This window comes from Streptomyces sp. NPDC006544, assembly GCF_040611715.1.
GTDB lineage: Bacteria > Actinomycetota > Actinomycetes > Streptomycetales > Streptomycetaceae > Streptomyces.
Genome location: NZ_JBEXOV010000016.1, coordinates 88052 through 101476 on the forward strand (window position 1 = coordinate 88052; position 13425 = coordinate 101476).

Annotated in this window: 11 protein-coding genes; 7 read left to right on the forward strand and 4 right to left on the reverse strand. The window is 72.8% G+C overall.

Annotation, left to right across the window (positions count from 1 at the left end; all coding sequences use genetic code 11):
- Position 1: 1 nt before the first annotated feature.
- Positions 2-1345, reverse strand: coding sequence for an allantoinase AllB (gene allB, locus ABZY44_RS10935; RefSeq protein WP_356652174.1), 1344 nt, complete (start codon positions 1343-1345; stop codon positions 2-4).
- A gap of 327 nt (positions 1346-1672) precedes the next feature.
- Between allB and ABZY44_RS10940 the strand changes: the two genes are divergently transcribed.
- Positions 1673-2476, forward strand: a complete 804-nt coding sequence (locus ABZY44_RS10940; RefSeq protein WP_356652176.1) for an IclR family transcriptional regulator — start codon at positions 1673-1675, stop codon at positions 2474-2476.
- A 139-nt stretch (positions 2477-2615) separates the two neighbouring features.
- Here ABZY44_RS10940 and ABZY44_RS10945 read toward each other — a convergent pair whose 3' ends face one another.
- Together ABZY44_RS10945 and ABZY44_RS10950 are read right to left on the reverse strand one after the other, a co-directional pair.
- Positions 2616-3302 (reverse strand): ABC transporter ATP-binding protein, encoded by a 687-nt coding sequence (locus ABZY44_RS10945; protein WP_356652178.1) that lies wholly within the window; start codon positions 3300-3302, stop codon positions 2616-2618.
- Complete coding sequence (locus ABZY44_RS10950; RefSeq protein WP_356652180.1) at positions 3299-4390, reverse strand: ABC transporter permease; 1092 nt, start codon at positions 4388-4390, stop codon at positions 3299-3301. The genes ABZY44_RS10945 and ABZY44_RS10950 overlap by 4 nt, the downstream gene beginning before the upstream one ends.
- Positions 4391-4524: 134 nt before the next feature.
- Here ABZY44_RS10950 and ABZY44_RS10955 point away from each other — a divergent pair, with 134 nt between their 5' ends.
- Together ABZY44_RS10955 and ABZY44_RS10960 are read left to right on the forward strand one after the other, a co-directional pair.
- Positions 4525-5889, forward strand: coding sequence for a sensor histidine kinase (locus tag ABZY44_RS10955; protein WP_356652182.1), 1365 nt, complete (start codon positions 4525-4527; stop codon positions 5887-5889).
- Positions 5886-6521, forward strand: coding sequence for a response regulator transcription factor (locus ABZY44_RS10960; RefSeq protein WP_356652184.1), 636 nt, complete (start codon positions 5886-5888; stop codon positions 6519-6521). The genes ABZY44_RS10955 and ABZY44_RS10960 overlap by 4 nt, the downstream gene beginning before the upstream one ends.
- A gap of 59 nt (positions 6522-6580) precedes the next feature.
- On the opposite strand, the gene ABZY44_RS10965 is transcribed toward ABZY44_RS10960, so the two are convergent.
- Positions 6581-8068 carry a PLP-dependent aminotransferase family protein gene (locus tag ABZY44_RS10965; protein ID WP_356652186.1) on the reverse strand — a complete coding sequence of 496 codons (1488 nt, stop codon included), beginning with the start codon at positions 8066-8068 and terminating at the stop codon, positions 6581-6583.
- 216 nt (positions 8069-8284) lie between these two features.
- On the opposite strand from ABZY44_RS10965, the gene ABZY44_RS10970 reads away from it, so the two are divergent.
- From ABZY44_RS10970 to ABZY44_RS10985, 4 genes are all read left to right on the forward strand, one after another.
- The gene (locus ABZY44_RS10970) at positions 8285-8968 is read left to right on the forward strand and encodes a nucleotidyltransferase family protein (RefSeq protein ID WP_356652188.1); all 684 of its coding nucleotides are present in this window, start codon (positions 8285-8287) and stop codon (positions 8966-8968) included.
- A gap of 273 nt (positions 8969-9241) precedes the next feature.
- Positions 9242-10861, forward strand: coding sequence for a malate synthase A (aceB, locus tag ABZY44_RS10975; protein ID WP_356652190.1), 1620 nt, complete (start codon positions 9242-9244; stop codon positions 10859-10861).
- 327 nt (positions 10862-11188) lie between these two features.
- On the forward strand, positions 11189-12394 hold the full coding sequence (locus ABZY44_RS10980) for a hypothetical protein (RefSeq protein ID WP_356652192.1): 1206 nt from the start codon (positions 11189-11191) through the stop codon (positions 12392-12394).
- A gap of 77 nt (positions 12395-12471) precedes the next feature.
- Complete coding sequence (locus tag ABZY44_RS10985; RefSeq protein WP_356652194.1) at positions 12472-13089, forward strand: 3'-5' exoribonuclease; 618 nt, start codon at positions 12472-12474, stop codon at positions 13087-13089.
- Positions 13090-13425 lie beyond the last annotated feature (336 nt).

Consider the following 13425-nt stretch of genomic DNA (forward strand, 5'->3'; position numbering starts at 1 on the left):
GTCAGTTCTGCCTTTCGAGGAGGAGGCCCGTGGGCTCGGTCGGGGTGCCGTGGTCGGCGATCTGCGTACCGCGCAGCCAGGTGGACCTCACGACGCCGTGCAGGGTCTTGCCCGCGTACGCCGTGACCTGGTTGCGGTGGTGGAGGTGGGCCGGGTCCACGGTGAACGTTTCTTCGGGGGCCAGGACGGCGAAGTCGGCGTCGCGGCCGGCCTCGATCGCGCCCTTCTGGGCCAGGCCGGCGAGGGCCGCCGGGGCGGCGGACATCCAGCGGACGACGTCCTCGAGGGTGCGGCCGCGCCTCTTCGCCTCGGTCCAGATCGCCGGGAGCCCCAGCTGGAGGGAGGAGATGCCGCCCCAGGCGGTGGCGAAGTCGCCGGTCTTGAGGTCCGCGGTGGAGGGCGAGTGGTCGGAGACGATGCAGTCGATGGTGCCGTCGGCGAGCGCGTCCCACAGGAGGTCCTGGTTGGCGGCCTCACGGATGGGCGGGCAGCACTTGAACTCGGTGGCGCCGTCCGGGACTTCCTCGGCCGTGAGGGTCAGGAAGTGCGGGCAGGACTCGACGGTGATCCGGACGCCCTCGGCCTTGGCGGCGCCGATGAGCGGCAGCGCGTCGCAGGAGGACAGGTGCAGTACGTGGACGCGTGCGTCCAGCCGCCTCGCCTGGTCGATCAGGTTCCGGATCGCGGCGTTCTCGGCGTCCTTGGGGCGGGAGGCCAGGAAGTCGGCGTACTTGGGGCCGGGGTTCTGCGGCGCGGACTCCAGCTGGTGCGGGTCCTCGGCGTGCACGATCATCAGGCCGCCGAAGCCGGTGATCTCGGCGAGCGAGGCGGCCAGCCGCTCCTGGTCGAGCTCCGGGAACTCCTCCACGCCGGAGGGCGACAGGAAGCACTTGAAGCCGAAGACGCCCGCGTCGTGCAGCGGGCGCAGGTCCTTGACGTTGTCGGGCAGGGCGCCGCCCCAGAAGCCGACGTCCACGTGCGCCTTGGTCCGCGCGACCTCCTGCTTGACCACCAGGTTGGCGGTCGTGGTGGTCGGCGGCAGCGAGTTGAGCGGCATGTCGAGGAGGGTGGTGATGCCGCCGGCCGCGGCGGCCCGGGTGGCCGTCCAGAAGCCTTCCCACTCGGTGCGGCCGGGGTCGTTCACGTGCACGTGGGTGTCGACCAGGCCGGGGAGGAGCACGTCGTCGCCGAAGTCCTCCAGCCGGGCACCGGCCGGTACGCCGGCCTCGTACGGCAGCACGGCCGCGATCTTCCCGCCGGCGACGGCCACCGAAGCGGCGCGCGTCCCCTCGGGGGTGATGACGCGCGTCGAGCGCAGTACCAGTTCCACAGCCGGCTCGGACACCGGAACCTCCCCATCTACTTCCACAGAGCGAAATTCAACGTTCTGTTGACGGAGTCTTCACGTCGATCCGGGGCCAGTCAAGAGTGACCGGACGGACCACTGACACGTGCGGGGCGCAATTGGATGTTTCCACAAGATGGAATTAAGATTTCGCTATGCAGAATGGATCTACCACCACCGGATGCCGGGCCGGTAACTTCCCGGGGACGTCCGCCACCAGGACATACCGCCTCTGACCGGCGGGGACGGCATTGCCCCGGCTCTAGGGCCGACGCCGACCGACCGGTAGGCTGCTTCCTTGCCTGCCAGCACCGAAAGGACCGCGCCGTGCCGACGTCCAGCGCCAGCACCACCGACGCCTCCACCAAGCCCACCGCCGCCAGCGGTGGCGTCCAGTCCCTCGAGCGCGCCTTCGATCTGCTCGAACGCATGGCCGACGCGGGGGGCGAAGTCGGCCTGAGCGAGCTCTCCGCAGCCAGCGGTCTGCCGCTGCCCACCATCCATCGCCTCATGCGCACCCTCGTGGCCTGCGGCTACGTACGACAGCAGACCAATCGACGGTACTCCCTCGGCCCCCGGCTGATCCGCCTCGGCGAGTCCGCGTCGCGGCTGTTGGGCACGTGGGCCCGCCCCTACCTCGCGCGTCTCGTGGAGGAGACCGGGGAGACGGCGAACATGGCCCTGCTCGACGGCGACGAGATCGTCTACGTCGCCCAGGTGCCGTCCAAGCACTCCATGCGCATGTTCACCGAGGTCGGCCGCCGCGTACTGCCGCACTCCACCGGCGTGGGCAAGGCGCTGCTCGCGCACACCCCCGCGGAGGAGGTGCGCGCCCTGCTGGCGCGCACCGGGATGCCGGCCGCGACCGAGAGGACCATCACCACGCCCGAGGGCTTCCTGGAGGCCCTGGAGCAGGTCCGCAAGGCGGGCTACGCCGTCGACGACAACGAACAGGAAATAGGAGTCCGCTGCCTCGCGGTCTCCGTCCCGAACTCGCCGACCGCCGCCGCCATCTCCATCTCCGGCCCCGCGGGCCGGGTGACCGAGGCGGTGGCCGAGTCCTTCGTGCCGATCCTGCAGGGCGTCGCCGCCGAGCTGTCGGTGGCCCTGCAGAGCCAGAACCCCGCGTAACGACCCCGCGTAACGACCCCGCGTACGCGAAAGGCCCCGGCCGCCCCCTCTCGTGAGTCCGAGGGGAGCGGCCGGGGCCTTTCGCGTACGTCGGTACGGCGGCGGCAGGGGTCCTTTGCCGTCGGACCGCGGCCGGAGGCTACGCGGCCGGTACGACGGCCTGCGTGAGGCGGCCGTCCGTCATCGTCGCGGTGCGGTCCATGTGCTCCAGGTGCGCGTGGTCGTGGGTGACCACGACGGTCGCGGTGGACCGCTCCCGGGTGAGCGTGACCAGCAGGTCGAGGACGGCGGCGCCGCGCTCGTGGTCCAGGGCGCTGGTCGGCTCGTCCACGAGCAGCAGGGCCGGCTCGTTCATCAGGGCGCGGGCGATGTTGATCCGCTGGCGCTGGCCCCCGGAGAGCTGGTGCGGGCGCCTGTCCGCCTTGTCGGCCAGCCCGACGGCGTCCAGCAGCTCCAGGGCCCGGCGGCGCAGGGCGCGCGCGGGCCGGCCGGAGACGTGTGCCATGACCTGGAGCTGCTCGGCGGCGGTGAGCGAGGCCAGCAGGTTCGGCTGCTGGAAGACGATCCCGATCTTCTCGCGGCGCAGCGCCGACTTCTCCGCGGCCCCGAGCGACGTGGTGTCCTGCCCCGCGACGACGACCCTTCCCGCGTCGGGGGTCACGAGGGTGGCCGCGACCGCGAGCAGGCTGGACTTGCCGGAGCCGGAGGGGCCTATGACGGCCGTCAGGGTGCCCGCGGGGACGTCCAGGCGGACCGCGTCGAGTGCGGTGAGGCGGGTGTCGCCGTCGGGGTAGGTGAGCGTGACGTCGTGGACGAGCAGGGTCATCGGGCGCTCCCGAGGGCGGTCAGGGGGTCTACGGCGGTGATCCGCCGGATGGACAGGGCCGCGCCCAGCGCGCCGAGCGCGATCATGACGGCGGCCGGCACCAGCACGGTCGCGGGCTCGAGGACGAAGGGAACGGCTCCCCCGCTGATCAGGGCGCCGATCCCGGCGGCGAGGGCGGTGCCCGCCCCCGTACCGATCGCCAGCATGACCACGGCCTGTCCGAGCGCGTCCTTCAGGAGGTACGGGGTGGAGGCACCCAGTGCCTTCAGGACGGCGATGTCCCCGCTGCGCTGGATCGTCCACACGGTGAAGAAGGCCCCGATGACGAGGGCGGAGATGGCGAAGAGGAACCCTCGCATCAGCTGCAGCGAGCCGTTCTCGGAGGTGTACGAGCCGATGGCGCTCAGCGCGTCGTCGACGGTCCGGGCCTCGGTGCCGGCGGCCTCGTCGCCGGCCGCCCAGTCGACCCCGCCCTTTCCGTCGAGGGCGACGACGGTGGCGAGGGGGTCGGGGGAGGTGCCGGGGTTGCCGACGCGCTGCCAGTCGCCCAGGTCCATCCAGACGACCGGGGTGTGGCTGTGGGCGGCGGTGCCGGAGACGGCGGCCACGGTCACCTCGACCGGGCCGATCGTCAGTCTGGAGCCCGGGCGGAGGCCGCCGAGTTCCTTGGCGGCCTTCTCGGTGAGGACCACCTGCCCCTGGGTAAGCCCGCTCCCGGCGGGGGCGAGGGGACCCGCCGGGTCCACGCCGAAGACGGACACGGCGGCCGTGCGGTCACCCGAGACGGCGTTGGTGGTGCGGATGCCCAGCGGCTGCGCCGAGGTCACCCCCGGCTGGTCGCGCCAGGCCAGCCAGGTCTTCTCGGGCACCTGTGAGTTGGTGAAGGAGACCTTCTGGTCCCCGGTGGGCGCCGCGAACGCGACGCGGGTGGTGGCGGGCAGACCGGTGAGGGCCGAGATGTTCTCCCGGGCCAGGCCGGCGGTGAGCCCGGACAGCAAGCCGACCAACAGCGTGATCAGCAGGACGACCGAGCCCATCAGGGCGAAGCGGCCCTTGGCGAACCGTAGATCTCTCCATGCGACGAACATGGTCCCCACCCTGGTCTTCCGCGCGGGCCCGGGGCATCGCGCCGCGGGAGGGATCCTGGTATCGAAGGGCGCACGGAGACATCAATCCTTTGGTTGACCGGGGCCACCGGACGCGGACTTACGCTGGTCAGGTCATGACTGCTCCCCCCGCACCGAACCCGGCACCGCCCCCCACGCCGAACCCGGACGTCTTCACGGACGCCCCCGCACCCGCCGCACCCGCCGCCGCCGCGGACGCCCGCGACCGGCCCCTCACACCCGTCTCGCGCGTGCTGCGGCTGTGCCTGCACGCGCTGCTCTTCGGGCTGCTCGCGCTCGCCGCCGGGCGGGCCGTCACCGGCTCCGCGCCGCGCGCGGGCTGGGTGGTCGCCGCCTGCGCCGTACTGGCCGCCGTGTACCTCGCGGGCGTCCTGGCGCCGGTGGTGCACCGCTCGCCGCGCGCCGGGGCGATGTGGCTGGCCGCGGTCTGCGCGGCCTGGGCGGGGCTGCTCGTGGTCTCCCCGGACGGGCTGTGGATCGCGTTCCCGCTGTACTTCCTGGAGCTGCACCTGCTGCGGCTGCGCTGGGGGGTGGCGGCGGTCGCGCTGACGGCCTGCGCGGCGATCTCCGGATTCCTCGCGCACAGCGGCGCGGTGACGCCCGGGGCGTTCCTCGGGCCGCTCCTGGGAGGGGCCGTGGCGGTGGCGACCGTACTGGGCTACCAGGCCCTCTACCGGGAGAGCGAGCGGCGGCGCGAGCTGATCGAGGAGCTCATCACCACCCGGGCCGAGCTGGCGGCGGCCGAGCGCGGGGCCGGGATCCTCGCGGAGCGCGAGCGTCTGGCCCGGGAGATCCACGACACCCTGGCACAGGGACTCTCCTCCATCCAGCTGCTGCTGCGGGCGGCGGAGCGGACGCTCTCCGAGGGGGTGCCGACGGGGACGACGGGCGCCGCCGGCCCCTCGGAGGAGGGCCCTCGCGCGGATCCCGCGGATCCCGTGGATCCCGCGGCGGTGGCGGCCGCGCTGGCCCACATCGCCCGGGCCCGTGAGGCCGCGCAGGAGAACCTCGCCGAGGCACGGCGCTTCGTACGGGCCCTGACGCCTCCGGATCTGGAGCACGGCTCGCTCCCGGCCGCGCTGGAACGGCTCTGCGCGGCGGTTCCGGGCCCCCGGGTCCGCTTCTCCCTGAGCGGCACGGCCCGCCCCCTCCCGACGCCCTACGAGGTGGCCCTGCTGCGGATCGCGCAGTCGGCGCTGGCCAATGTGGTGCGGCACGCGCGGGCGGGGCGCGCCGAGATCACCCTGACCTTCATGGACACCTCGGTGACGCTGGACATCGTCGACGACGGCCTCGGCTTCGACCCCCTGTCCGCGCCCTCGGGCGACGGCGGCTTCGGCCTGCCGGCGATGCGCTCGCGGGCCGAGACGCTGAGCGGCCTGTTCACCGTCGAATCCTCCCCCGGCCAGGGCACCGCCGTGGCCGTCACCCTGCCCTTGCCCGCGGAGGCGCTGTCATGACGATCCGGCTGCTCCTGGCCGACGACCACCCGGTGGTCCGAGCCGGACTCCGCGCCGTGCTGGACACCGAGCCGGACTTCGAGGTGGTGGCGGAGGCGGCGACGGCGGAACGGGCGGTGGAGCTGGCCGCCGCTGCCGGGGTGGACGTGGTCCTGATGGACCTCCAGTTCGGCCCCGGCCCCGGCATGCACGGTTCGGCTGCCACGGCCCTGATCACGGCCACGCCCTCGGCTCCCCGGGTGCTGGTCCTGACCACGTACGACACGGACGCGGACATCCTGGCGGCGGTGGAGGCGGGCGCCTCGGGCTACCTGCTCAAGGACGCCCCGCCGGAGGAGCTCGCGGCGGCCGTCCGCACGGCGGCGGCGGGCCAGTCGGCGCTGGCCCCGGCGGTGGCGCTGCGCCTGATGGACCGCATGCGGACGCCCGCGGAGGCGCTGACCAAGCGCGAGCTGGAGGTGCTGCAGCTGGTCGCGGACGGCCTGTCGAACCAGCAGATCTCCAAGCAGCTCTTCCTGAGCCAGGCCACGGTCAAGTCCCACCTGGTCCACATCTACGCCAAACTCGGCGTCGACTCCCGGACCTCGGCGGTGGCGGCGGCCGCCACACGCCGCCTGATCCGCACCCCGTAGCTCCTCGCCCGCGGACCGCCCGCACCGCGCACGGGGGACGGCCCCCGTGCCACCCCGCCCTACGCCACCCAGTACGGCCGTTCGACCGCCGAAGGCAGCGGGACGCCGTCGTGGAAGGCCTCCGCCAGCCTCCGTACGCCCTCGTCCAGCCGGTCCGCCGGCAGGGTGTACGGGATCCGCAACCGGTGTTCGAAGGTTCCGGGGTCCACCCCGAACCGCGCGCCCCGGCCGATGTGCACCCCGGCCGCCGCCGCCCGCTCCGCGAGGGCCGAGCTGACCGGTTCCCCCAGGTCCACCCACAGCGACAGCCCGCCGGGCGGCAGCCGCCAGGTCCACTCGGGCGTGTGCCGCTCCAGCGAGTCGACCAGCGCCGCCCGCCGCGACCGCAGCTGTGCCAGCCGCTCCGGCAGCGACCGCTCCATTCCCTCCAGCAGCGGCAGTGCCACCAGCTGGTCGAGCACCGATCCGGTCATGTCGGCCGCCACCCGTACCGAGGTCAGCTCCGCGATCATCTTGGTGGTGGCCCGGATCCACCCGACCCGCAGGCCGCCCCAGTGCGTCTTGCTCAGCGAACCGATGGTCACCACGTGGTCGGCCCCGCCCCGGGGCGCCAGCGCGGCCGTCGGGGCGGGCGCGGGCACGTCGAGCGCGATGTCCGCGATCGTCTCGTCGACCACCAGCCAGGTCCCGGTCCGCCGCGTCGCCGCGAGCAGCCGCAGCCGCTGCTCCTGCGGCATCAGCGCGCCCGTCGGGTTGTGGAAGTCGGGGATGACGTAGGCGAGCCTCGGCACGGTCTGGCGCAGCGTGGACTCGGCGATCTCCAGGTCCCAGCCCGCGTCGGAGACGGCGATCGACCCGGTCCGCAGCCGCGCGTGCCGGAGCGCTTCCAGCGCGTTGGCGTACGTCGGGTTCTCGGTCATCACCCGGTCACCGGGGCGGCACAGCAGGCTCACGACCAGCGCGAACGCCTGCTGCGCGCCCGCCGTGACGAGGATCTGCTCCGGCCGGGTCGCGAGCCCGCGCCGGGTGAAGCGGTCCGCGACGGCGGTGCGCAGGTCGGGCAGCCCGAAGGGGTGGTAGCCGGGGTGGCGGGCGAATTCCGCGACCCTGGGCACCGCCCGGGCCACCGCGTCGGCGAAGGTGCCTTCGGGGGCGCCCATGGCGGCGATGGCGAGGTCGATGCCGGGCTCGCCGTCGGCCCGGTACCCGCCGGCGCCGACGATGCTGTGCGAGCCGACGGGGCGGTGGCCTTCGGGAAGCTCGGTCCAGGTGCCGGAGCCGCGCCGGCTGCGGACGTAGCCGCTCTCGCGCAGCAGGTCGTAGGCGCCGGTGACGGTGGCGCGGCTGGCTCCGACCGCCTCGGCGAGCTCGCGTTCGGCGGGCAGCCGCACGTGCAGGGCGATCCGGCCGTCGAGGATCAGGGTGCGGACGGCGTCGGCGAGGGCCCGGTAGCCGGGACGGGCCAGTACCCCTGCCGGGAGCAGCGCGGCGAGCTGACGGCTCCCGATCGTCCTGTCCGCCGTCTGGACCACTCGCCCGTTTGCCATGCCAACCTCCCCTGATTGGCTCTGCCTGCCAGGCCAATCGGGGTCCAGACTCGCTGCATTGGCCCCCGATTGGCAAGGAGACTCCGCTGTGCTCACCGACCGTGACGAACGTGCCCTGCTGGCTGCCGCCGAGAACCGCATCGCCGACCCGGTGCGCGTCAGGGACGCGCTGGCCGCCGTACGGCGTCTTCTGCGGCGCGAGCGAGAATCGATGACATGGCAGCCCACGGCAACGCACGGCAGGACCCCGAGCGGCACGAGCGGCACGGGGACGTCCCGCACCACCCGGCGGCCGGCCGCACCGCTCCCCCGGCCCCGGTGATCGCGGGCCTGCTCCTCGCCGCCGGTGGCGGGCGGCGGCTGGGCGGCCGGCCGAAGGCCCTGCTGCCCTACCGGGGCCGCCCGCTGGTGGAGAACGCCGTACGGGTGCTGCGGGAGGCGGGCTGCGGCCCGCTGCACGTGGTGCTCGGCGCGTCGGCGGCCGAGGTGCGCGAGCGCGCGGACCTGAGCGGGTGCGTGGTGAGCGACAACCCGGACTGGGCCGAGGGCATGGGCTCGTCCCTGCGGGTCGGCCTCGCCTCGCTGGCCGGTACGGGCGCCGACGCGGCCCTGGTGTCCCTGGTGGACCAGCCGGGCATCGGGCCGGAAGCGGTGGCCCGGGTCCGGCTGGCCTACCGCTCCCCCGCGAGCCTGGTGGCCGCGGCCTACGACGGGGAGCGCGGGCACCCGGTGCTGTTCGGTTCGGACCGGTGGCCGGACATCATGGCGACGGCCACCGGCGACAAGGGCGCACGGGTGCACGTGGCGGCGCACGCGGGGGAGCTCACGCTGATCGAGTGCGGGGACGTCGCGGAGGCGTTCGACATCGACACCCCGCCCGACCTGGCACGACTTGCCTGAGAGGGACCGGAGTGCGAGGTGAGCGCGCAGTGACGAAGATGGCACTGAGGGCCACCGACCGGTGGAATCTGTCGAACCGGAGAATCTCGATATCAACAAACCATTGAACTTCCACCATGAGGAAATTACTATCCACTGGTCAGAAGCGCCCTGAACCCCCAGACGGCGCCCGCGACCGTATCCGGAACTCTCCACACCCGACGGCACTGCGTGCCGTCCAGCGCGAGCATTCCCCCGCGGCCGCCAGGCACCGCCGCTGAAGGAGTGACAGATATGTCCGCACCAGCGCCGTCCTCGCTGGCCATCGTCGACGCCGAACCCCTGCCCCGGCAGGACGAGGTCCTCACCGAAGCGGCTCTCGCCTTCGTGGCCGAGCTCCACCGGCGGTTCGCCCCGCGTCGCGCCGAGCTCCTCGCCCTGCGCGGCGAGCGCCGCGCCGAGATCGCCCGCACGTCCACCCTCGACTTCCTCCCGGACACCGCACAGGTCCGCGAGGGCGACTGGAAGGTGGCGCCCGCCCCGGCCGCGCTGAACGACCGCCGTGTGGAGATCACCGGCCCGACGGACCGCAAGATGACCATCAACGCCCTGAACTCGGGCGCCAAGGTCTGGCTGGCCGACTTCGAGGACGCCTCGGCTCCCACCTGGGAGAACGTCGTCCTCGGCCAGCTCAACCTGATCGACGCCTACGAGCGCCGCATCGACTTCACCGACGCGCGCACGGGCAAGACGTACGCGCTGAAGCCGGCGCAGGAGCTCGCCACCGTCGTCATGCGGCCCCGCGGCTGGCACCTCCAGGAGCGCCACCTCCAGTTCGAGGGCGGCCCGGCCTCCGGCTCGCTCGTCGACTTCGGGCTGTACTTCTTCCACAACGCCAAGCGCCTGATCGCGCTCGGCAAGGGCCCGTACTTCTACCTGCCGAAGACCGAGTCGCACCTCGAGGCGCGCCTGTGGAACGAGATCTTCGTCTTCGCCCAGGACTACGTCGGCATCCCGCAGGGCACGGTCCGCGCGACCGTCCTGATCGAGACCATCACGGCCGCGTACGAGATGGAGGAGATCCTCTTCGAGCTCCGCGACCACGCGGCGGGCCTGAACGCCGGCCGCTGGGACTACCTCTTCTCCATCGTCAAGAACTTCCGTGACGGCGGCGAGAAGTTCGTCCTGCCCGACCGCAACGCCGTGACGATGACCGCCCCGTTCATGCGCGCCTACACCGAGCTGCTGGTCAGGACCTGCCACAAGCGCGGCGCCCACGCCATCGGCGGCATGGCGGCCTTCATCCCGTCCCGCAAGGACGCCGAGATCAACAAGATCGCCTTCGAGAAGGTCAAGGCCGACAAGGACCGCGAGGCGGGCGACGGCTTCGACGGCTCCTGGGTCGCCCACCCCGACCTCGTCCCGATCGCGATGGCCTCCTTCGACGCGGTCCTCGGCGAGAAGCCGAACCAGAAGGACCGCCTGCGCGAGGACGTCTCGGTGGCCCCCGGCGAGCTCATCGCGATCGACTCCCTGGACGCCAAGCCCACCTACGAGGGGCTGCGCAACGCCGTCCAGGTCGGCATCCGCTACATCGAGGCCTGGCTGCGCGGTCTCGGCGCCGTCGGCATCTTCGGCCTCATGGAGGACGCGGCCACCGCCGAGATCTCGCGCTCGCAGATCTGGCAGTGGATCAACGCCGGCGTCGTCTTCGAGAACGGCGAGCTCGCCACCGCCGACCTCGCCCGCGAGGTCGCCGCCACCGAACTCGCCGCGATCCGTGCGGAGGTCGGCGAGGAGGCCTTCGCCTCGGGCAAGTGGCAGCAGGCCCACGACCTGCTCCTGAAGGTCTCCCTGGACGCGGACTACGCGGACTTCCTCACCCTCCCGGCGTACGACCAGCTCGTCGACTGACCGCCTCGACCGGCACCCCCTCGACCGGCACCGCCTTCGGCTGAAACGCACAGCGGCCGAACATCCCGACAGCGCCCCCGCAGCCCTCCGGCTCCGGGGGCGCTGTCGTTCGCGCGCACTCCGGGAGCCGGGCCGGGCCGGCGAGAACACCCCCCGGGCCGAACGACCGATCGGTTGTTACTTGTTCGTAACTTACCTGTACCTAGCGGTAACAACGCGCGGCATGGCACGTTTCCGGTTGCCACCGGCCGGAGGTAACCCCCACTTACCCAGCCATGCACCGGAGTTGTTCCTGGCTTCCGCATGGCCGACCGCAGGAGTTCCGCAGTGATCGGATTCCGCAACGACCGCACGAACCGGACCGCCCCCAGTCGAGTGCGACGACTGGCCGGGATCACCATGGCACTTCCGCTCGCCGCCGGGGCTCTCGTGGCCGGAGGGGCCGGAACGGCCGCCGCCGGGCCTGCGAACGGACCGGGGACCGGGCCGACCGCCGTGGTCTCCATCGGCGACAGCTACATCTCCGGCGAAGCCGGTCGCTGGAAGGGCAACAGCCTCACCAACAGCGGGAGCCGGACCGGCACCGACCGGGCCTGGGTCAGCGGCAGCAGCTACGACCCCGGCAAGGTGTACGGCGCCACCGCCGGCGGCTGCCACCGGTCCGACTCCGCCGAGGTGAGGAGCGCGGGAGCCGTCGCCGACGTGGCCGTCAACCTCGCCTGTTCCGGAGCGGTCTCGCAGAACGTGTTCCGGGCCTCGAACGGCGGCGTCGCCTTCAAGGGCGAGGCCCCGCAGGCCGACCAGCTCGCCGCCGTGGCCGCGAGCAACAACGTCAAGGTCATCGCGCTGTCCATCGGCGGGAACGATCTCGGCTTCGCCGACATCATCAAGGACTGTGCGCTCGACTTCGTCCTCTGGAACTCCTACTGCTACGACGACCAGCAGGAGGGCGTGAACGAGAAGATGGACGCCGTCATGGCGGACGTCGGCAAGTCCGTGGACGAGGTGCGGGCCGTCATGCGCACCGCCGGCTACGGCGACTCCTCGTACCGGATCGTGCTGCAGTCCTACCCCTCGCCGATCCCGCGCGGTGCGGAGAACCGGTACACGCAGAGCGACTGGAGCCGGCTCAACACCGGCGGCTGTCCGTTCTGGAACAAGGACTCCGACTGGGCGCGCGACTCGCTCGTGCCGCAGATCGCGAACCGCCTCAAGGGGGTGGCCGCCGCCAAGGGCGCGCAGTTCCTCGACCTGCGGGACATGATGCAGGGACGCGAGGTCTGCGCGAAGGCCAGCAAGCAGGTGACCACCTCGGCGCCGGCCTCGGCGAAGACGAGCGAGTGGGCGCGCTGGATCGACAGCAGCGAGACGCAGGGTCTGATCCAGGAATCCATGCACCCGAACTACTTCGGCCAGCTGGCGGCCGGCCGCTGCCTGGCGCTGGTGGTGGCCCAGCCGGCGACGAGCGGCTTCAGCTGCAAGAACACCGCCGGGGCCGACCAGAGCGGGATGTACCTGACCCCCGCCTCCTGACGGCCGGGGCGCCCTCCCGGCCCCGCCGCCCGTGAATCCGGTGGTCCGGTCCGGTGCGGGCTGACATGCTCTCGGGCATGTCAGCCCGCACTCCACGCGCCAACCTCTACCTCTCCGTCGACGTCGAGGCGGACGGCCCCGTCCCCGGGCCCTACTCGATGATCAGCTTCGGCGCCTGTGTGGCCGGCCGCCAGGACGGCGCTGCGTACACGGCTGCCGATCCCGAACAGGACACCTTCTATCGGGAGTTGCGCCCGATCAGCGAGCAGTTCGTGCCCGGGGCGCTCGCCGTCAGCGGGCTGGACCGGGACCGGCTGGTCCGCGAGGGCGCCGAACCGGCCGCCGCCATGGCGGAGTTCCGCGCGTGGGTACGGGAGGTCTGCGCCGGCGCGCAGCCGGTGATGTGCGCGTACCCGGCCTCCTTCGACTGGATGTTCCTGTACTGGTACCTGATGAGCTTCGGCGGCGACAGCCCCTTCGGCCACTCCGGCTGCCTGGACATGAAGACCCTCTACGCGGCCAAGGCCCGGGTCCCGCTCCGCGCCGCCGTGAAGCGCCTGATGCCCGCCGAACTCCTCTCGCGCCGCCCGCACACCCACCACGCGCTGGACGACGCGATCGAGCAGGCCGAGCTGATGAGCAGCCTCATGCTCTGGGTTCCGGAGCCGTTCCCCCACGCCGTCCCGGAGGCCTGAGGAGACAGCCGGGAGCCCCGCCGGACGCCGGTGCGGCCGCGCGGACCACCGCGCCCGGGCGCCGGGGCGGCGGCTCCGACCGTCCCCCCTCAGCTCCCGACGCAGCTCACCCAGGAGCGGGCCCACGGGTCGGCGGGGGCGTCGGGCGGGCCGTCCCCGGCCGGGACCGACGCCGGGTCGGTGTGGGCCGCGGCCATGCCCCGCAGCCCGTACGCGCGCACGCGACCGCGGCGGTGCGGACGTCACACATAGACACGTTTCATGGCAGCAAGGCCTGCCCCCGGGCTTTCCGGGATATTCCCGCTGTATCTGGAGGAACAACCATGACCACCTTCG

Bases quoted from the DNA above. Each gene is read 5' to 3' on its own strand.
- ABZY44_RS10970 (WP_356652188.1), top strand. From the start codon at position 8,285: ATGGCAGCCCACGGCAACGCACGGCAGGACCCCGAGCGGCACGAGCGG.
- ABZY44_RS10945 (WP_356652178.1), bottom strand. From the start codon at position 3,302: ATGACCCTGCTCGTCCACGACGTCACGCTCACCTACCCCGACGGCGAC.
- ABZY44_RS10955 (WP_356652182.1), top strand. From the start codon at position 4,525: ATGACTGCTCCCCCCGCACCGAACCCGGCACCGCCCCCCACGCCGAAC.
- ABZY44_RS10965 (WP_356652186.1), bottom strand. From the start codon at position 8,068: ATGGCAAACGGGCGAGTGGTCCAGACGGCGGACAGGACGATCGGGAGC.
- aceB (WP_356652190.1), top strand. From the start codon at position 9,242: ATGTCCGCACCAGCGCCGTCCTCGCTGGCCATCGTCGACGCCGAACCC.
- ABZY44_RS10950 (WP_356652180.1), bottom strand. From the start codon at position 4,390: ATGTTCGTCGCATGGAGAGATCTACGGTTCGCCAAGGGCCGCTTCGCC.
- ABZY44_RS10985 (WP_356652194.1), top strand. From the start codon at position 12,472: ATGTCAGCCCGCACTCCACGCGCCAACCTCTACCTCTCCGTCGACGTC.
- ABZY44_RS10960 (WP_356652184.1), top strand. From the start codon at position 5,886: ATGACGATCCGGCTGCTCCTGGCCGACGACCACCCGGTGGTCCGAGCC.